The sequence below is a fragment of the Streptomyces coffeae genome (assembly GCF_016741875.1).
GTDB lineage: Bacteria > Actinomycetota > Actinomycetes > Streptomycetales > Streptomycetaceae > Streptomyces > Streptomyces coffeae.
In genome coordinates, this window is the sequence record NZ_JAERRF010000008.1 from 128,134 (window position 1) to 146,874 (window position 18,741).

The window sequence follows — 18,741 nt, forward strand, 5'->3', positions numbered from 1 at the left end:
GACCTGTGACGAAGGCGTATGGAGATGTGACGGCCGTGACACCGGAGTGACGCTCAGGCCCCCAGCTCGGACATCTGTTTGGTGATCTCCTCCAGCCGCACCGGACGGTGCTCCAGCCGCGACAGTTCACATGCCTCGGCCACCAGCAGGGCGTAGAGCGCCTGCTGACCGGAGCAGGGGTTGGGGGCATCGCCCCGGGCGGCCCGGACGAACGCGGCCAGCTCCGCCCGGTAGGCGTCCTCGAACCGCTCCAGGAAGTGCGCCCAGGGCCGGTCGGGACCGGTGGGGCCGCCCGGTTCGGCCGAGGTGAAGGGCGTACGGCCATCCAGCCCCACCACCAACTGGTCGCGCTCGCCCGACAGTTCCATCCGCACGTCGTATCCGGCGCCGTTGTAGCGGGTGGCGGTCGCGGTCACCAGCGTGCCGTCGTCCAGCGTCAGCAGCGCCGCCGCGGTGTCCACATCGCCCGCCTCCCGGAAGAACGCGGCACCGCCCGCCGAACCGGACGCGAACACCTCCACCACCTCCCGCCCGGTCAGCCAGCGCACGGCGTCGAAGTCATGCACCAGACAGTCCCGGATCAGCCCGCCGGAGTGGGGCAGGAACTCCGGCGGCGGGGGTGCGGCGTCGGAGGTGATCGCCCGGATGGTGTGCACCCGGCCGAGCCTCCCCTCGTGCAGCGCCTCCCGCGCGGCCCGGTATCCGGCGTCGAACCGCCGCTGGAAGCCCATCTGGAGCATGGTCCCGGCCGATTCGACCTCGCTCAGCGCCCGGACGGTGCCGGCCAGGTCCAGGGCGATGGGCTTCTCGCAGTACGCGGGCAGTCCGGCCCGTGCCGCCCGGGTGATCAGCTCGGCGTGCGAGGCGGTCGCGGTGGCGATCACCACGGCGTCGATCCCGCCGTCGAAGACCGCGTCCACCGATGGGGCGGCGGTCACCGGTACGTCGGCCTCCGCGTCGATCCGCGCGGCCAGTTCGGTGGCCCGCGCGCTGTCGGCGTCCCCGATCAGCAGTTCGTCGACGCCGTCCGTGGCGGCGAGGGCGGCGGCATGGAAGGAGCCGATCCGCCCGGCGCCGAGGAATCCGATGCGCATGATGTGTGGTCCCGTCTGGTGAGTGAGGAGTCGCGTCGGGGACAGCGAAGGGCCGGCCGTGGCGGCGGCCGGCCCTTGCGGTTGTCAGCCGTGACGGATGGTCAGAGGTGGGGGTCAGCGGTACAGGGCGGGGCGCTCGATCATCTCCACGGCCGTGCGCTCACCGGTCTTCTGGGCCCGCAGCCCCGCCTCGCAGACGGCGGCCGCGGCATAGCCGTCCCAGGTACTGGGCCCCACGACCTCCCCGCGCCGGGTGGCGTCGACCCACGCCTGCACCTCCCGGTCGTACGCCTCCTCGAAGCGCGCCACGAAGTCCGGGGCGATCTCGCCACCCCAGGTGCCGGGGCGGTTGACCAGCATGCCGTGGGCGTCGCCGACCCGCGCGGTGCCGCGTTCACAGACCGCCTCGGCCTGCACCTGGTAGCCGAAGCCGCAGCTCGCGAACATCTCGACATTGACCAGCGCACCGCCGCTGGTCTCGAAGATCACCAACTGGGGGTCGCTGAGCCCCTCGGGCGCGTCCGCGCTGGGCGTCGGCTTGAGCACCGTCACCGCGGTGATCTCCTGCTCCAGCAGCCAGCGCGACTGGTCCATCTCATGCACCACCGCGTCGCTGATCAGCATCTCGGTGGTGAAGTACGAGTGCACCGAGGCATTGCGGTGACGGCAGTGCAGCATCAGCGGACGGCCCAGCTCGCCGGAGGCCAGCAGCGCCTTGAGCTTCATGAACTCGGAGTCGTAGCGGCGCATGAAGCCGACCTGGACCCGGCGGTGGCCCAGCTTCTGCTCGGCTTCCAGGACCCGCAGCGCGGATGCCGAATCCGGAGTGAGCGGCTTCTCGCACAGCACCGGGAGATCCCGTTCGAACGCGCTGAGCAGCGCGGCCTCGTGTGCGGGTCCGGGGGAGGCGATCAGTACGGCGTCCACCCCCGGCGCGGCCATCGCCGCGGCCGGGTCGGTGAACGCCCGGCAGCCCTCGGCGGAGTCGGCGGCCGCCTTGGCGCGCGCCTCGTCGATGTCGACCACGGCGGCCACCCGTGCGCCGCTGATGACGTCATTGATCCGGCGGACATGGTCGGCGCCCATCTTGCCCGTCCCGATGACGGCGATCCCGAGCGTCCCCTGCTGGGTCATATGCGGTCTCTTCTCCTTCTGCCGGTCTGCTCGCCGGTGCTGTGGTCTGCCGGGACGGGGGCGTCAGGCGCCGCACGAGCGCAGGAAGCGGCGGGTGCGCTCGGCGATCGGGAACGGCTGGTCGGGCGGGCAGGGATACATGTCCTGCTCGACGATGGCGAACAGGTCCACATCCAGCTTCTGGGCGGCGGTGAGGACCGGTCCGAGCGCGGGCACCCCGTTCGGCGGCTCGCACATCACCCCGCGCTGGACGGCCGGGCCGAACGGCACCCCGTTCTTCACCACGTCGGCCAGGATCTCCGGGTCCACCTGCTTGAGGTGGAGATAGCCGATGCGCTCGCCGTAGGTCTCGATGAGCTTGACGCTGTCGCCGCCGCAGTAGGCGTAGTGCCCGGTGTCCAGGCACAGGTTGACCAGGCCGGAGTCGGTCGCGTCCAGGAAGCGGGCGACGTTCTCCTCGGTGTCGATGTGGGTGTCGGCGTGCGGATGGACGACGATCTCGAGCCCGTAGCGCTCGCGCACCTCACGGCCGAGCCGTTCCATCCCGGTGGACAGATGGCGCCACTGCTCGGCGGTCAGCTCCGCCGGCTCGATGATCTCGGCGGTCTTGTCGTCCCGCCAGAAGGAGGGGATGACCACCAGGTGCTTCGCGTTCATCGCCTGGGTCAGCTCGGCGACCTGGGAGACATGCGCCCAGGTGGCGTCCCAGACGTCGGGTCCGCGGTGGAGTGAGGTGAAGACGGTGCCCGCCGAGACGGTGAGCCCACGGCGGGTGGTCTCCTCGGTGAGCCGGGCCGGATCGGTCGGCAGATAGCCGTACGGGCCCAGCTCGATCCAGGAGTAACCGGCCTCCGCGACCTCGTCGAGGAAGCGCTGCCAGGGGACCTGCTGCTCGTCGTCGGGGAACCACACCCCCCACGAGTCGGGGGCCGAGCCGACCCGGATGCGGTCCAGGGCGGGTACGGGAGAGGCGGCGGCAGTCATGGGGAGGGTCTCCTCTCGCCGGTCATGGGCGACCGGGGAAGGGGGCGGTGCGGATACCTGTGCTCGATCGAGGATCGGATGCCCGTGTCGTACTGTTTTGGGCAGCTTCACGCTACGGACGGGCGGTCGTCAAGGGTTCGTCAGGACATTCGGACGTCATGTCAGACGGCGATCGGAGGGGCGTCTCAGGAGCCGGGCGTGTTCACGACCTCCGGCAACTCCTCCACATCGACCCCGCGGACCTGGGAGAGCTCGTGCTTGAGGGCGGCCAGTTCGGCGCCACCGGCCATGTGGTTGGTCAGCTCCTCGAGGCTGACGTCCTCACGCGAGGCGTTCATCTCCAGGGCACCCAGTCGGAGCACCGAGAAGTGGTCGCCGACCATATAGGCGTGGTGCGGATTGTGGGTGATGAAGATGACCCCGAGCCCGCGCTCGCGCGCCGCCGCGATGTACTTGAGCACCACACCCGACTGCTTGACGCCGAGCGCCGCGGTGGGCTCGTCCAGAATCAGCACCCGGGCGCCGAAGTGGACGGCCCGCGCGATGGCCACGGACTGCCGCTGGCCGCCGGAGAGAGTGCCGATGGGCTGTTCCAGGTTGTCGAGGTGGATGCCCATGGCGGACAGTTCCTCGTCGGTGGTCCGCTTCATCCGCTCGATGTCCAGGCGGCGGAACGGCCAGGGGCCCTTGGTCAGCTCGGAGCCGAGGAAGAAGTTCCGCCACACCGGCAGCAGCGGCACGGTGGCCAGGTCCTGGTAGACGGTGGCGATGCCGAGGTCCAGGGCCTCGCGCGGGTTGTTCAGCCGCACCGGCTTGCCGTCGACGAGGTACTCGCCCTCGTCGTGCTGGTGCAGCCCGGACACGATCTTGATCAGAGTGGACTTCCCGGCGCCGTTGTCGCCGAGGACGCAGGTCACCTTGCCCGGCCTGACGTCGAGGTCGATGCCCTCCAGGGCGCGTACGTTGCCATAGACCTTGCCGACGCCCTTGAGCCGGACGACCGGCTCATCGGCTCCGCCGGTCTTCGCGGTGTGCTTCGATGCCATGGTGATCACCTCCTGGCGGCCTGACGGCGCACCCACAGATTGACGAGCGTCGCGAGCAGAAGCATCACGCCCACGAAGAACTTGAACCAGTCGGGGTTCCAGTTGGCGTAGACGATGCCCTGGTTGACCATCCCGAAAATGAAGGCGCCCAGGACCGCGCCGATCGCGGAGCCGTAGCCGCCGGTGAGCAGACAGCCGCCGATCACCGCCGCGATGATGTAGTAGAACTCGTTGCCGACGCCCTCGCCCGCCTGCACGGTGTTGTACTCGAAGAGCAGATGCATACCGACGAACCAGGCGGCGAAGCCGACGGTCATGAACAGCGCGATCTTGGTGAGGTTCACCGGTACGCCGACGGCACGGGCGCTCTCCTTCGAACCCCCCACCGCGAAGATCCAGTTGCCGAACTTGGTGCGCAGCAGCACCCAGGTGGCGATGCCGGCAAAGGCGAGCCACCACAGCACGGTCACCTTCACATCGACACCGAGGATGGGGACCTCGGAGGCGAAGACCGACTTGGCCTGGTCGAAGCCGTCCATGTCATTGATGGTGTCGGTGGCGACATTGCCGGTCAGCAGCTTGGTCACGGCCAGGTTGGCCCCCTGGAGCATCAGGAAGCTGGCGAGGGAGACCAGGAAGCTGGGCAGTCCGGTCCGGATCAGCAGCAGTCCGTTGATCAGCCCTACACCGAGCGACACCAGCAGGGCGACGCCCACGCCCACCCAGACATTGGTGGTCAGCTGGAAGCTGAGCATGGACGCGGCCAGCGCCGAGGAGGTGACGGCGACACCGGCCGACAGATCGAACTCGCCGCCGATCATCAGCAGGGAGACGGCGAGCGCCATGATGCCCATGGTGGACGCCTGGTAGAGGACGGTGGCGAAGGAGTCGGCCTGCCGGAAGGTCGGGGCGACGGCGAAGAAGAAGATGTAGACGCCGATGGCCGCGACCAGCGCGCCGATCTCCGGCCGGGCCAGCGCCCGGCGGGCCAGCGAGCGTTCGGCGGTGCGGCGCTTCGGCCCCGTGGCGGGGGAGGCCGGCGGCGTTGCCGCCGCCGGCGTGACGGTATGGGTCATCGCTTGATCACCGCGTACCCTTCTGTGCGAACTTCGCGATGGTGTCCACGTTGTCCTTGTCGACGAAGGCCGGACCGGTCAGCACCGGCTCCTGGCTGCCGCCGCTGAAGTTGCCGTTGTACTTGTAGAGCCACATGGAGTCGATCGACAGATAGCCCTGGAGATAGGGCTGCTGGTCGACGGCGAACTGCACATCCCCGCTCTTCACGGCGGCGGCGAGGTCCTTGTTGAGGTCGAAGGTGGCGACCTTGGCCTTGCCGCCCGCCTCCTCGGCGGACTGCACGGCGGTCAGCGCGAACGGGGCGCCGAGGGTGACCACATGGTCGATGCTGGAGTCCTGCTTGAGCTTGGCGGCGATGGTGGACTTCACCGACGGCATATCGGTGCCGTTGACATACAGGATGTCCGTCTTGCCCTTGAAGGTCTTCTTCACACCCGCGCACCGGGCCTCCAGGGCGACATGGCCCTGTTCCTGGATCACGCAGATGTTGTGCTTGGACTTCTCCTCGTTCAGCCGCTCGCCCAGCGCCTCACCGGCGATGGACTCGTCCTGCCCGAAGAACTCCAGGATGCCCATGTCCTTCCACTGGTCAAGCCCCGCGTTGAAGGCGACGACCGGGATCCCGGCCTTCTCGGCCTTGGCTATCGCGCCCTTCATCGCGTCCGGCTTGGCCAGCGTGACGGCGATCCCGTCGACCTTCTGGTCGATGGCGTTCTGGATCAGGCTGGCCTGGTCGGCGCCATTGGGGTTGCTGGAGTAGACCAGCTCGATGTTGTCCTTGGCGGCGGCGGCCTTGGCGCCCTTGCGGACGGTGTCCCAGAAGGTGTCGCCCGGTGCCGCATGAGTGATCATGGCGATCTTCAGTCGGGGGGTGTTCGCCTTTCCGGCGGCGATGTCGTCGCCGGATTCTTGTGCCTTCTTGCCGCCTTGACTGCTGCATCCCGCGGCGAGGAGGACGGTTGCGGTGGCGAGTGCGGCGATTCCCGCTCCGCGGCGTCGGTTGATTCTGAGGTCCATCTGTTCCAGCACCTCTCAAGCCAGGACCGTTGTTCACACGGCCGTTGCAGAACGGGATGCAACTCCTCCCGGCCATCGGCTGTCAAGGGTTTGTCATGACAATATTTCATCTGGACGTAACGACGCGATAACGCCTCTCATGCCACGTCCGAATGTAATGACAAAGTCTTGACACGGGGGCTGGAGCGCGTTTAGACCTGAAGGCGCCGGGCGCCGTCCGGTGTCTCTGGACCACCACCCTGAGCTGCGTCTTTCCCGAAGGGGCACGCATGAGTGAGCCGTACGACCTGATCACGATGGGCCGGATCGGAGTGGATCTCTATCCGCTCCAGACCGGTGTCCCTCTGCCGCAGGTCGAGTCGTTCGGAAAGTTCCTCGGTGGCTCGGCGACCAATGTCGCGGTGTCCGCCGCCCGCTTCGGCCGCCGCTCCGCGGTCATCAGCCGCACCGGGGCGGACCCCTTCGGCGACTACATCCACCAGGAGCTGCGGGCGTTCGGGGTGGACGACCGGTTCGTCACCCCGGTCGAGGAGTATCCGACCCCGATCACGTTCTGCGAGATCTTCCCGCCGGACGACTTCCCGCTGTACTTCTACCGCCGCCCCAAGGCACCCGATCTGGAAATCCATCCCGGGGAACTGGACCTCGACGCCATCCGCGCGGCAAGGATCTTCTGGATGACCGGCACCGGTCTGAGCGAGGAGCCCAGCCGCACCAGCACCCTCGCCGCCCTGGCCGCCCGCGCCAGGAGCGGTGCCACCGTCTTCGACCTCGACTGGCGGCCGATGTTCTGGCGCGACCCCGACACCGCCCGCCCCTTCTACGCCGAGGCGCTGCGCCACGCCACCGTTGCCGTCGGCAATGTGGACGAGTGCGAGATCGCCACCGGGGTCCGTGAACCCACCGCCTGCGCCGAGGCGCTGCTGGCGGCGGGCGTTGAACTGGCCGTCGTCAAACAGGGACCCAAGGGCGTCCTCGCCGTGCACCGCGACGGCAGCACCGCCGAGGTCCCACCAGTCCCGGTGGAGGTGGTCAACGGGCTCGGCGCGGGCGACGCGTTCGGCGGCGCCCTGTGCCACGGCCTGCTCTCCGGCTGGGACCTGGAACGGATCATGCGGTACGCCAACGTGGCGGGCGCCATCGTCGCGTCCCGGCTCGCCTGCTCCTCCGCGATGCCCACGGCGGCCGAGGTCGAGGCCCTGCTGACCGGGGACTGACCACCATGCCGTGGAATTCCGGGGTCCCCCCGGTTGGCCAACGGGGGTACCCCATCGGGTGCCTCAGAGCTCCGGGTTCTGTGGCCTACCGGCGAGTGAGCCGAAGGGGCGCGCCGCTGTCGAAAGGGAGAGCGCGCGGAGGCCCTGAGGAACGAAGGGCCGAGCACGGTCGACCGTCGTCAGTGGCTGAGGCGCCCCGGAGGCGAACCGAGCCCCAAAAAAATGGGGCGGCCGAGCACGGTCGACCGTCGGCAGTGGCTGAGGCGCCCCGGAGGCGAACCGAGCCCCAAAAAAATGGGGCGGCCGAGCACGGTCGACCGTCGGCAGGGGCTCAGGCGCCCCGGAGGCGAACCGAGCCTCAAAAAATAGAAGGGAACACCCCTTGAGCATCAGCATCTCCGACCTCGTCACGGTGCGCAGCCGCCACCCGGAGGCCATCGCCGAGGCCGCCGCCCGCCGGGCCCGCCGTCCCCTGATCGGTGACAGCGGCCGGCTGATGATCGTGGCCGCCGACCACCCGGCGCGCGGCGCACTCGCCGTCGGAGACCACAAGCTGGCCATGGCCAACCGGGTCGATCTGCTGGAGCGGCTGTGCACGGCGCTGTCCCGCCCCGGTGTCGACGGGGTGCTCGCCACCGCCGACATCCTGGAGGACCTGCTGCTGCTCGGCGCCCTCGAGGGCAAGGTCGTGATGGGCTCGATGAACCGCGGTGGGCTGGCCGGTGCCACCTTCGAGCTGGACGACCGGTTCACCGGGCACCGCCCCCAGGACCTCGCCCGGCTCCGCTTCGACGCGGGCAAGCTGCTGCTGCGCATCGATTACTCCGACGCGGGCTCGCTGACCACCATGGTCAGCACCGCCCGCGCGATCGACGAGATGGCCGAGCACCGGCTGCCGGTCTTCGTCGAGCCGTTCATATCCCGGCGGACGGACGGCCGGGTCAGCAACGATCTGGGCGCCGAGGCCGTCACCAAGTCCATCGCCATCGCCTCCGGCCTCGCCGGGACCTCCGCCTACACCTGGCTGAAGGTGCCGGTCACCGACGACCCCGACGAGATGGCCGCGGTCATGGAGACCAGCACCCTTCCGGCGGTACTGCTCGGCGGTGAGGTGGGAAGGGACCAGGAAGGGGCGTACGAGAGATGGCGCAAGGCCCTGCGGCTGCCGACCGTCCAGGGCCTGGTCGTCGGCCGCTCGCTGCTCTACCCGGCGGAGGGCAGCGTCGAGACCGCCGTGGACACCGCCGTCGGACTGCTCTGAACGCCCCGCGCCGAACGCCACGCACCATGGGCCCCGCCCCTGGAGGAAAGGCAGAAACAGACGTTATGACCAGCACCGATCCTTCGACCGGTTTCCATGTGCAGGCCGGTAAGGCGGCCGACGGTCCCTACCTGGTGGACATCGGCCCCGAGCGGGCCGGATGGGGTTACTCCGCGCTGCGGGTGCTCGAGCTGCCGCCCGGCGGTTCGCACTCCCTGGCCACCGGAGACAGCGAGTGGATCGTGCTGCCGCTCAGCGGCGGCTGCACCGTGGTCACCGAGGGCGAGGTCTTCGAACTCCACGGCCGGGACAGCGTGTTCAGCGGAGTGAGCGACTTCGTCTATCTGCCGCGCGACGCGCACGCCCGGATCGCCAGCGGCGCGGGCGGCCGGTTCGCGCTCACCGGCGCCCGCTGCGAGCGGCGGCTGCCGGCGCGCTACGGCCCCGCCTCGGAGGTGCCCGTGGAGCTGCGCGGCACCGGCAACTGCTCCCGCCAGGTCAACAACTTCGGCGCGGCAGGGGTTTTCGCGTGCGACAAGCTGATCGCCGTCGAGGTGCTCACCCCCGGCGGCAACTGGTCCTCGTATCCGCCGCACAAGCACGACGACTGCCGCCCCGGCGAGGAGAGCGAGCTCGAGGAGATCTACTACTTCGAGATCGCCGAGGCCCATGGCAGTGAGGGCATCGGCTACCAGCGGGTCTCGCCCTCCGGCCGCGGCCGTGGCACCGATGTGCTGGCCGAGGTCCGCTCCGGTGACGCCGTTCTCATCCCGGACGGCTGGCACGGCCCGTCCATCGCCGCCCCCGGCCACGACATGTACTACCTCAACGTCATGGCGGGCCCGGGGGAGGAGCGTGCCTGGCTCATCTGCGACCATCCCGACCACGCCTGGATCCGCTCCACCTGGCCGGACCAGCCCGTCGACCCCCGACTCCCGCTCTACGAAGCCCCCGATGGAGGCCCCCGATGAACGCCTCGGCAGTGCGCCGTCTCACCGTCGCCCAGGCCCTGGTGGAGTTCCTGGCCCACCAGTACACCGAGCGGGACGGACAGCGGCACCGCCTGATCAACGCCACCTGGGGCATCTTCGGCCACGGCAATGTGGCCGGGATCGGGCAGGCGCTCCTGGAGTCCGGCCCGGAGGCCATGCCGTACCTCCAGGGCCGTAATGAACAGGCCATGGTCCACGCGGCCGTGGGCTTCGCCCGGCAGTCCAACCGGCTCGCCGCCCAGGCCGTCACCACCTCCATCGGCCCCGGCGCCACCAATCTGGTCACCGGCGCGGCGCTGGCCACCGTCAACCGGCTGCCGGTGCTGCTGCTGCCCGGTGACATCTTCGCCACCCGCCCCGCCGACCCGGTGCTCCAGCAGCTCGAAGTCCCCTCCGCGGGCGATGTGTCGGTCAATGACTGTCTGCGCCCGGTCTCCCGCTACTTCGACCGAGTGGTACGCCCCGAGGCGCTGATCCCGGCCGCCCTGGCGGCCATGCGGGTGCTCGCCGACCCGGCCGAGACCGGCGCGGTCACCCTCGCCCTGCCGCAGGACGTACAGGCCGAAGCCTTCGACTGGCCCGAGGAGTTCTTCGCCGACCGGGTCTGGCACGTACGCCGCCCGGCCGCCGATCCGGCCGAACTGGTCGTCGCCGCACGGGCGATCCGGTCCGCCCGCAGACCGCTGATCGTCGCGGGCGGCGGGGTCCACCACAGCGAGGCCGAGGACGCCCTGCGCGCCCTGGTCGACACCACCGGTATCCCGGTCGCCTCCACCCAGGCGGGCAAGGGCTCGCTGCGCCATGACCACCCGGCCGACATCGGCGGTATCGGGCACACCGGCACCGCCGTCGCGGACGACCTCGCCCGCACCGCGGACCTGGTCATCGGCGTCGGCACCCGCTACAGCGACTTCACCACCGCCTCCGTGACCCTCTTCGCCGACCCCGCGGTCCGCTTCGTCAATCTCAACATCGCCCCGTTCGACGCCCACAAGCTGAGCGCCACCACGCTGGTGGCCGACGCCCGCGCCGGGCTCGAGGCGCTCACCCGCGAACTGTCCGGCCACCGGGTGGACGAGACCTACGAGGCGGAGTACCGCACCGGCAAGACCGCCTGGGAGCGCCGGGTGGACGCCGCGTTCGCCGCCGAGGACGCCGCGGTGCGCCCCTCGCAGACCCAGGTGCTGGGCGCGCTGGACGCGGTCGTCGGCGACGAGGACGTGGTGATCAACGCGGCCGGATCGCTCCCCGGGGACCTCCACAAGCTGTGGCGCGCCCGCTCGCCCCGCCAGTACCACCTGGAGTACGGCTACTCCTGCATGGGCTACGAGATCCCCGGCGCCATCGGGGTGCGGCTGGCCGCACCCGACCGCCCGGTGTGGGCGCTGGTGGGCGACGGTACGTATCTGATGATGCCGACCGAGATCGTCACCGCCGTCCAGGAGGGCATCAACATCAACATCGTGCTGCTCCAGAACCACGGCTATGCCTCCATCGGCGCCCTGTCCGAGGGCATCGGCGCCGAGCGGTTCGGCACCGCCTACCGCTTCCGGGCGGCCGACGGCACCTACACCGGCGATCCGCTGCCGGTGGACCTGGCCGCCAACGCCGCCTCGCTCGGCATGGACGTGCTGCGCGCGGGGAGCGTGGGCGAGCTGCGTGAGGCGCTGGCCGCGGCCCGCGCCTCGGACCGTCCCACATGTGTCTATGTGGAGACCGAAACAGCCGACACAGTGTCCGGCCCGCCTGAGGCACAGGCGTGGTGGGATGTGCCCGTCGCCGAGACCGCGACCCGTCCGGCCGCCGTGAAGGCCCGTGAGGACTACGACCGGCAGGCCGTCGCCCGCCGCCGCCACCTCTGACGTTTTTCGAGAGAAAGGCCCACCCATGAAGACCGTCAACCACTGGATCGGCGGCAAGGCCGTCGAGGGCGCGACCGGTCGCTTCGGTCCGGTGTACAACCCCGCCACCGGCGCCCAGGACACCCAGGTCGCACTGGCCTCCGTGGACGAGGTCGACGCGGCGGTGGCCGCCGCCAAGGAGGCGTTCCGCTCCTGGGGCGCGACCTCCCTGGCCAAGCGGACCGCGATCCTGTTCAAGTTCCGCGAGCTGGTCGTCGCCCACCGCGACGAGATCGCCGAGCTGATCACCGCGGAGCACGGCAAGGTGCACTCCGACGCGCTGGGCGAGGTGGCCCGCGGTCTGGAGATCGTCGAGCTGGCCTGCTCGATCGCCGAGAAGCTCAAGGGCGAGCTGTCCACCCAGGTCTCCACCGGGGTCGACGTCTCCTCGATCCGCCAGCCGCTGGGAGTGGTAGCGGGCATCACCCCGTTCAACTTCCCGGCCATGGTGCCGATGTGGATGTTCCCGGTGGCCATCGCCTGCGGCAACACCTTCGTCCTCAAGCCCAGCGAGAAGGACCCCTCCACCTCCCTCCTGCTGGCCGAGCTGGCCGCCGAGGCCGGGCTGCCGGAGGGCGTGCTGAACGTCGTCCACGGTGACAAGGTGGCCGTCGACCGGCTGCTGGAGCACCCGGACATCGCCGCCGTCAGCTTTGTGGGCTCCACCCCGATCGCCCAGTACATCCAGTCCAAGGCCGTGGAGCACGGCAAGCGGGTGCAGGCGCTCGGCGGCGCCAAGAACCACATGCTGGTGCTGCCCGACGCCGACCTGGACTTCGCCGCGGACAACGCCATCAACGCCGCCTACGGCTCGGCCGGTGAGCGCTGTATGGCGGTCTCGGTGGTCGTGGCCGTCGGGAACACCGGCGATGAGCTGGTGAAGAAGATCGCCGACCGCGCCGCCAAGCTGCGCATCGGCCCCGGCAACGACCCGGCCTCGGAGATGGGCCCGCTCATCACCAAGGAGCACCGCGACAAGGTCGCCTCGTATGTGCACGGGGCCGCGGCCCAGGGTGCCGAGGTGGTCGTGGACGGTACGGGTTACACGGTGGAGGGTCACGAGGACGGCTTCTTCATCGGTGTCTCGCTGCTGGACAAGGTGCCCACCACCGCCGACGCCTACCGCGACGAGATCTTCGGCCCGGTGCTGTGCGTGGTCCGCGCCGAGACCTACGACGAGGCCATCGAGCTGATCAACAGCTCCCGTTGGGGCAACGGCACCGCGATCTTCACCCGGGACGGCGGCGCCGCCCGCCGCTTCCAGCTGGAGGTGGAGGCGGGCATGGTCGGCGTGAACGTACCGATCCCGGTGCCGGTGGGCTACCACTCCTTCGGTGGCTGGAAGGACTCGCTCTTCGGCGACCACCACATCTACGGCAACGACGGTGTGCACTTCTACACCCGTGGCAAGGTCGTCACCACCCGCTGGCCCGACCCCAGCGACGGTGGTATCAACCTGGGCTTCCCCAGCAACCACTGATACGCGTGTGACAGCAGATTCGCACGTCTGAGTGGTTTCACGACCCCCCGCCGGACCTGGTCCGGCGGGGGGTTTCGCTGTCGCGGGTGACGGGCAATCAGGCGGCACAAGCACGAGCCGGGGGGATACGGGGGAAGCAGCGTGCACGGCTTTGTACGGGGAGAGGGGGCCCGGGAGTTCCTCGAGGCGTTCACCAGCGTCGTGGTGCCCCCGGGCGGAAAGTTACCGGGCCGGGATCTGATCCCGCCCGTCCTGCTGCTCGCCGAGGGCGAGGGTGAGGGTGAGGGCGAGCGCGCGGCGGCGCGGGTGGGCCGGGCGGTGCGGGGGCTGCGCTGGTGTCTGTATCCCGAGGGCGCCAAGCGCGTTCCGTACGCGATGCTCGGCGCCGATGAGATCCGCGAGGCCGCGGGGGAGCGGCCGCTGAGCCTGGGCGTCGGCAGGGAGCTGGCGGCGGATGTGCCGCGGCACACCGGGAGACTGCGGCTGCCCGACTTCTGGCTCGCCCGGGACATCGTGGAGTGGGCGCTGGATCCGGAGGCGCCCGAGCCGGACGCGACCGGGCTGCGGGACCATGCCTACGCGGAGCGCCTCAAGCGCGGGCTCGTCCTCCGGGCGCTCTGGGCGCTCGGCGGGCAGAGCGCCGACGGCGGGGCATCGGCCCCGGGCTGGCTGGCACACCTTCAGCGGTTCCTGGCGCAGCCGCTGTTCCAGCTGCTGCCCCGGTGGTGGTGGGGGCGCCGGTGCACCCGAAGGCTGCTGCGCTCCCGCAAGCGGGGGTGGTATGCCAAGTGGCGGGGCATCAGCCATGGCCGGACCGCCGAGGAGTTCTTCGGTGATGTCGCGCGGCTGATCCGCTCGGAGCGCTGCCGGGGCCGGGAGGCGGGCGTCGGCCGGTTCGAGGAGCTGCTGCTGCGCGCGCTGCTGACCGATCTGCGGCGCACGGCCCGGCCCGGCCGGATCTCGCCGTGGCGGCGCCGGAGGCTGACCCGGTTCGCGGTGCTGCTGGAGCTGCCCGGGGAGGGCGGCGGCGCAGCGGCCGGGGAGCGCTTTCTCCAGCGGTACGGGGCCGCCGCCCGGGACACCCGGTGCGCGGCGGTCGTGGTCGTCGCGGTGGCTCCGGCCGAGGGCGCGGCGGCGGGTGAGCGCCGGAGCCTGGCCGGTGTGGCGGACCGGCTGCGCGCCGCGTCCGGGCTGCCGGCGGAGCCGCCGGAGCCGCTGCGGGCGGTGCTGCCCGAGCCTCCGTCGGCGTCGCCGGACGAAGTGGAGCTCACCCCCGTCGCACCGCGCACCTTCCGGCTCGCCCCCGCCGCCGAGCTGGCCCTGACCGGGACGCTGGTGGCGGCGCTGCTGAGCGTGCCGGGGGTGTGGTTCTTCGAGCGGGTCACGACCGAGGAGGACCGCACCTGTCTGGGCGGGGCCTCCCGCGAGGTCGTCACCGGCCGCGCGGAGCCGAGCGACGCCACGCCCCGGCAGGAGTACGAGGAAGCCGCGCAGATGATCGACGAGGAGAACGCCCGGGTGAACCAGGAGGCCGGGGAGCACGGCGGTACGGTCCGCACGGTCATGCATATCGGCGCGGACGTGGCCAAGAACCAGAAGGGGCAGCGGTACAACGGCGCCGTGCCCGAGCTGCGCGGGATCGCGCTCGCCCAGCGCTCGCTGAACGAGGAGGCGGAGAACAACCCCGGGAAGGTGTGGCTGCGTGTGGCCACCCGTCACGCCGGCGACGATTTCGCCAACGCGGAGCGGGTCGCGCGGCAGATCGTGGCGGACGCGCGGAAGAAGAATTCCGGAATCATCGGTGTGGTGGGCTTCTCCCACAGCCTGAGGCAGACGCAGACCGCCGTCCGGATCCTGGGCGACGCGCGGATTCCCATGGTCGGCACCACCGCCACCGCCGACGCGATGCAGGTGAGTGACCACTACCGCCGGGTGGCGCCGATCAACAGCCGTGAGGCCGGGGTCGAGGCCGCGTTCGCGCACCGGGGCCGCATCGTGGACGACGGCTCGGGCAACTGCGCCCCGGCCGAGGCCGCTGTGGTGGTGAAGGATCCGCGGGACCTGTACAGCCAGGAGATCGGCCGGCTGTTCGCCGAGCGGTTCGGCGGGCGCCCGACCACCTTGGCGTACACCCCGGGCGGCCGGGACAAGAGCCGTGCCCAGCTGCCGAGCGACGACCGTGTTGTCGTCCAGGACAGCATCGGTGAACTGGCCGACGCGGTGTGCGAGCGCATCACCGAAGCCCCCCGTACGGTCGTCTACTGGGCCTCCCGGGCCGCCGAATTCAGCGCCTTCCTCGACGACTTCGGGGATGACACCGCATGCGAGGGCCGGAAGCTCACGGTGCTCGCGGGCAACGACCTCACCACCGCCGCGCTGTCCGGGGAGTATGCGGACCGGCCCTGGCTGCGGCTCTACCACACGGTGCATGTGCTGCCCGCGGGCCATCCCCGGGCCAGCGATGTCGCCCAGGTGTTCAACGCCGAGTACGCGCACGAGTTCGGCAGCCACGATCTGTGGCGCAATGACGGGCGGGCCGCTCTGGGCTACGACGCGATGCAGCTGATGGCCGCCGCCGTGAACACCGCGTACCGGAGCACGGAGACCGTGGGGCGTTCGCATGTGCAGCTCAGCCTGGACAACGGCGTCCGGAAGCAAGGCGCCAGCGGCTATCTGCACTTCGGGCGGGGCGACCGGGGCGTCTCTCGGGACAAGCCGCTGGTCATCCTGCGCCATACCGCGGACGGCTCCCGGCCGGTGCTGTACTGCGGCGCGTTCGCCCGCAATCCGGCGGGGCGGATCGAGCGCTGGGGGCCGCACGGGGAGTTCGACTGTCCGCGGGACGGCTGACACAACCATGAGAGCGCTTCATGGGTCTGTGTGAGTGCTCGCCCGAATCATGGGCGCACGATCCAATCAGGGGGAATTCTTATGCTTCGCCTGCTTCGTTCCTCGGCGGTGACCGCCGGCTGCACGGCCGCGCTCGGCCTCGGACTCGTTCTCGCCGCGGGCGCGCCCGCCTCCGCGCACACCCCCAGGACCGACCCGAACGACCGCTACACCGCCGAGGAGATCCACCACTTCCTGGAGGGCTTCTACGGCAACCACGGCCCGCGCCCCTGGGAGCGGGAGCACCTGGTCTCCGAGCAGCTGAAGGAGAGGGCCGACCATAACCCCGGCTATGACGTGCTGCTGTGCGCGCAGAACACCCCCAAGCGCATCGACATCGGCGAGGTGACCACGGCGCAGTCCGCAGGGGTCGGCTGGGCGACGGTCACGGCCCACTGGCGCGGCCGCCCCGCCACCACCTCGTCCTTCACCGCCTATGTCGACCTCGACGGCAGCCGCCCGATGGAGCTGCTCGACGTGGACTGCGCTACGCCCGAGGACTGACGGTGCCCCCGCCGGACCGGGGACCCGGTTCCGCCGACCGGGGCCGTAGTCTCGCCGTATGACCTGGTCGCGCGCGCTGAAGGAGACCGCGCGCGACGGGCTGTCCATCGAACCCACCCGGCTGGAGCCGCTGGTCGCGCTGCGCGGTGCCTGCGGGGTGGCGCTCGTGATCGGGCTGACCCTGTGGCTGGGGTCGCCGACGCTCGCGGTCTCCTCGGCGTTCGGCGCGTTCTCCGCCGGGATCGCCACCTTCCAGCGCAGCTGGCGGCCGCGCCCCGCGCTGGCCCTGGCCGCCGCGGGCGGTCTCGCGGTGAGCACCTTCCTGGGCTATCTGGCCGCCGCCCACACCGCCACCTTCGTTGTCATGCTCGCCGTCTGGACGCTGCTGACGGGGATGGCGTGGGCGGTCGGCCCGGTCTCCGGGCTGGTCGCGACCCAGATGGTCGCCGTGATGCTGGTGACCGTCACTCTCCCCACCTCGCTGCTGGGCGCCCTGGAGCACGCCGCGCTGATCGGCCTGGGCGGGGTCGTCCAGGCCGCGCTGATCGTGCTGTTCCCGGTGCGGCCGTGGGGCGTGCAGCGGGACGCGCTGGCCGACGCGCTCGCCGCCGTGGCCGACTACGCCCGGCGGCTGCGCCACGACCCCGTGGCGCCGTTCGACCCCACCCCGCTGATGGACGCCCGCAGCGCCGCCGCGCTGACGCCCCGCCAGGCCCGGCGGCGGCCGCGCCAGCTGCGCGGCTACCGGCTGTTGGCCGAGCGGATCCGGCCGGTGCTGGCCTCGCTCGCCGACCCGGTGGTCGGCGCCGCGGCCGAGGGACCCGAACGCGACCGGGCGCGGGAACTGCTGGGCGCCACCGCCACCGTGCTGGACGCCGTGGCCCATGCCATCCGCAAGGGCGTACCGGTACGGCTGCCGCCGGAGGCGATGGCGGTGCTGGAGGTGCCGCCGACCGGCCCCAAGCTGGACGGCGCCGCCCGTCGCGCCGCACTGCGGTTGATGGCGCTGGTGAACGACGTGGTGGAGTCCTCGGACGAACCGGTCGAGACGATGACCGCCGACGGCGGCCGGGATCGCCGCTATCTGGCGCGCCCCACGCGGGTCGGCATGGTGCGGGTGGCCTGGCGCGCCCTGCGCCGGGAGACCCGCTGGTCCTCACCCGTCTCCCGGCACGCGGTGCGGGTCTCCGTGGTCGCCGCGGGCGGCTATCTGCTGGGCAGCGCGCTGCCCTGGGGCCATGGCTACTGGGCGCCGCTGACCTCGGTGATGGTGCTGCGGCCCGACTTCGGCCAGACCTTCTCGCGCGGGGTGGCCCGCTTCATCGGAACGCTGGCGGGGGTGCTGGTCGCCGGGGTGGTGGTGGCGCTGGCCGACCCCGCCCCCTGGGTGAGCGCACTGCTGGCGGTGGTCTGCGTGGGCTCGCTGTATCTGCTGATGCGCACCGGTTTCATCGTGGCCTCCGCGTGCATCGGCGCCTACGTGGTCTTTCTGCTCGGCATCGCGGGCGCGGCCTGGGGGCAGACGGTGCAGGCGCGGGTGGCGCTGACCCTGCTGGGCGGGGTGCTGGCGATGGCCGCGTACGTGGTCTTCCCGGCCTGGGAGACACCGCTGCTGCGGGACCGGCTGGCGGACTGGCTGACCGCCAACGGCCGTTACGCCACTGCCGTGTTGGACGCCCACGCCCGCCCCGCCGACCGCCGCCCCCGCCAGGTGCGCGAGGCGCTGCTGGACGCGCGGGCGGCGCGGGCCGCCTGGGAGCAGCTGGAGGCGCGGGCCCAGCGGGAGCCGGTGCGCCACCGCGGACTGTCCCGGCGCGCGGCGCGGGAGGCACAGGCGGCGCTGTCCACCACGGGGCGGGTCACCATGCTGCTGGAGGCCCACCTTCCGGACCGCGCCGCGCCACCGTCCCCGGAGGCCGGGGAGTTCGCCGCGGCGCTGCGCACGGCGGTGCCGGAGGCCGCCGCCGCGGTACGGGAGCGGCGTCCGCTGGACTGGGAGCCGCTGCGGGAGGTGCTGGAGCGCTGGCAGCGGAGGGCCGGGGACCGGCCCGGGGTCGGGGTGCGTGGCGCCGAGCTGCTGGTGGAGGCCCTGGAGGAGCTGGCGGAGGCGCTGACGGTGGCGGCCAAGCCGAGCCGCGGCTGAGC

At 71.2% G+C, this 18,741-nt stretch carries 14 protein-coding genes; 8 read left to right on the top strand and 6 right to left on the bottom strand.

Annotated features, from left to right (window positions below; all coding sequences use genetic code 11):
- Positions 1–53: 53 nt before the first annotated feature.
- From JK363_RS15565 to JK363_RS15590, 6 genes are all read right to left on the bottom strand, one after another.
- Positions 54–1,094 (bottom strand): Gfo/Idh/MocA family protein, encoded by a 1,041-nt coding sequence (locus tag JK363_RS15565; protein ID WP_201875490.1) that lies wholly within the window; start codon positions 1,092–1,094, stop codon positions 54–56.
- Between the two features lie 114 nt (positions 1,095–1,208).
- Complete coding sequence (locus JK363_RS15570) at positions 1,209–2,228, bottom strand: Gfo/Idh/MocA family protein (protein ID WP_201875491.1); 1,020 nt, start codon at positions 2,226–2,228, stop codon at positions 1,209–1,211.
- Positions 2,229–2,291: 63 nt separating this feature from the next.
- Positions 2,292–3,212, bottom strand: coding sequence for a sugar phosphate isomerase/epimerase family protein (locus JK363_RS15575; RefSeq protein WP_201875492.1), 921 nt, complete (start codon positions 3,210–3,212; stop codon positions 2,292–2,294).
- A 185-nt stretch (positions 3,213–3,397) separates the two neighbouring features.
- A complete protein-coding gene (locus JK363_RS15580; protein WP_201875493.1) occupies positions 3,398–4,258 on the bottom strand; it encodes an ATP-binding cassette domain-containing protein in 861 nt (286 codons plus the stop codon).
- A 5-nt stretch (positions 4,259–4,263) separates the two neighbouring features.
- Positions 4,264–5,334: an ABC transporter permease gene (locus JK363_RS15585; protein WP_201875494.1), complete on the bottom strand. Its 1,071-nt coding sequence runs from the start codon at positions 5,332–5,334 to the stop codon at positions 4,264–4,266.
- A gap of 7 nt (positions 5,335–5,341) precedes the next feature.
- Positions 5,342–6,352 carry a sugar ABC transporter substrate-binding protein gene (locus JK363_RS15590; protein WP_201875495.1) on the bottom strand — a complete coding sequence of 337 codons (1,011 nt, stop codon included), beginning with the start codon at positions 6,350–6,352 and terminating at the stop codon, positions 5,342–5,344.
- A gap of 269 nt (positions 6,353–6,621) precedes the next feature.
- On the opposite strand from JK363_RS15590, the gene iolC reads away from it, so the two are divergent.
- The 8 genes from iolC to JK363_RS15630 all read left to right on the top strand — a co-directional run bounded on the left by iolC (position 6,622) and on the right by JK363_RS15630 (position 18,739).
- Positions 6,622–7,569 carry a 5-dehydro-2-deoxygluconokinase gene (gene iolC / locus JK363_RS15595; RefSeq protein ID WP_201875496.1) on the top strand — a complete coding sequence of 316 codons (948 nt, stop codon included), beginning with the start codon at positions 6,622–6,624 and terminating at the stop codon, positions 7,567–7,569.
- 382 nt (positions 7,570–7,951) lie between these two features.
- Positions 7,952–8,830: a Cgl0159 family (beta/alpha)8-fold protein gene (locus JK363_RS15600; RefSeq protein WP_201875497.1), complete on the top strand. Its 879-nt coding sequence runs from the start codon at positions 7,952–7,954 to the stop codon at positions 8,828–8,830.
- Positions 8,831–8,895: 65 nt separating this feature from the next.
- Positions 8,896–9,801 (top strand): 5-deoxy-glucuronate isomerase, encoded by a 906-nt coding sequence (iolB, locus tag JK363_RS15605; RefSeq protein ID WP_201875498.1) that lies wholly within the window; start codon positions 8,896–8,898, stop codon positions 9,799–9,801.
- Positions 9,798–11,684, top strand: coding sequence for a 3D-(3,5/4)-trihydroxycyclohexane-1,2-dione acylhydrolase (decyclizing) (iolD, locus tag JK363_RS15610; RefSeq protein WP_201875499.1), 1,887 nt, complete (start codon positions 9,798–9,800; stop codon positions 11,682–11,684). Before iolB ends, iolD begins: the two co-directional genes overlap by 4 nt.
- A 25-nt stretch (positions 11,685–11,709) precedes the next feature.
- The gene (locus tag JK363_RS15615) at positions 11,710–13,203 is read left to right on the top strand and encodes a CoA-acylating methylmalonate-semialdehyde dehydrogenase (protein WP_201875500.1); all 1,494 of its coding nucleotides are present in this window, start codon (positions 11,710–11,712) and stop codon (positions 13,201–13,203) included.
- Positions 13,204–13,344: 141 nt separating this feature from the next.
- Positions 13,345–16,053, top strand: a complete 2,709-nt coding sequence (locus tag JK363_RS15620) for a type 1 periplasmic-binding domain-containing protein (RefSeq protein WP_201875501.1) — start codon at positions 13,345–13,347, stop codon at positions 16,051–16,053.
- 81 nt (positions 16,054–16,134) lie between these two features.
- Positions 16,135–16,596 (top strand): hypothetical protein, encoded by a 462-nt coding sequence (locus tag JK363_RS15625; protein WP_201875502.1) that lies wholly within the window; start codon positions 16,135–16,137, stop codon positions 16,594–16,596.
- 58 nt (positions 16,597–16,654) lie between these two features.
- Complete coding sequence (locus tag JK363_RS15630) at positions 16,655–18,739, top strand: FUSC family protein (protein WP_201875503.1); 2,085 nt, start codon at positions 16,655–16,657, stop codon at positions 18,737–18,739.
- The last annotated feature ends 2 nt before the right edge of the window (positions 18,740–18,741 follow it).

Bases quoted from the DNA above. Each gene is read 5' to 3' on its own strand.
- JK363_RS15575 (WP_201875492.1), bottom strand. From the start codon at position 3,212: ATGACTGCCGCCGCCTCTCCCGTACCCGCCCTGGACCGCATCCGGGTC.
- JK363_RS15585 (WP_201875494.1), bottom strand. From the start codon at position 5,334: ATGACCCATACCGTCACGCCGGCGGCGGCAACGCCGCCGGCCTCCCCC.
- iolB (WP_201875498.1), top strand. From the start codon at position 8,896: ATGACCAGCACCGATCCTTCGACCGGTTTCCATGTGCAGGCCGGTAAG.
- JK363_RS15630 (WP_201875503.1), top strand. From the start codon at position 16,655: ATGACCTGGTCGCGCGCGCTGAAGGAGACCGCGCGCGACGGGCTGTCC.
- JK363_RS15625 (WP_201875502.1), top strand. From the start codon at position 16,135: ATGCTTCGCCTGCTTCGTTCCTCGGCGGTGACCGCCGGCTGCACGGCC.
- JK363_RS15565 (WP_201875490.1), bottom strand. From the start codon at position 1,094: ATGCGCATCGGATTCCTCGGCGCCGGGCGGATCGGCTCCTTCCATGCC.
- JK363_RS15580 (WP_201875493.1), bottom strand. From the start codon at position 4,258: ATGGCATCGAAGCACACCGCGAAGACCGGCGGAGCCGATGAGCCGGTC.
- iolD (WP_201875499.1), top strand. From the start codon at position 9,798: ATGAACGCCTCGGCAGTGCGCCGTCTCACCGTCGCCCAGGCCCTGGTG.
- JK363_RS15615 (WP_201875500.1), top strand. From the start codon at position 11,710: ATGAAGACCGTCAACCACTGGATCGGCGGCAAGGCCGTCGAGGGCGCG.
- iolC (WP_201875496.1), top strand. From the start codon at position 6,622: ATGAGTGAGCCGTACGACCTGATCACGATGGGCCGGATCGGAGTGGAT.
- JK363_RS15570 (WP_201875491.1), bottom strand. From the start codon at position 2,228: ATGACCCAGCAGGGGACGCTCGGGATCGCCGTCATCGGGACGGGCAAG.
- JK363_RS15590 (WP_201875495.1), bottom strand. From the start codon at position 6,352: ATGGACCTCAGAATCAACCGACGCCGCGGAGCGGGAATCGCCGCACTC.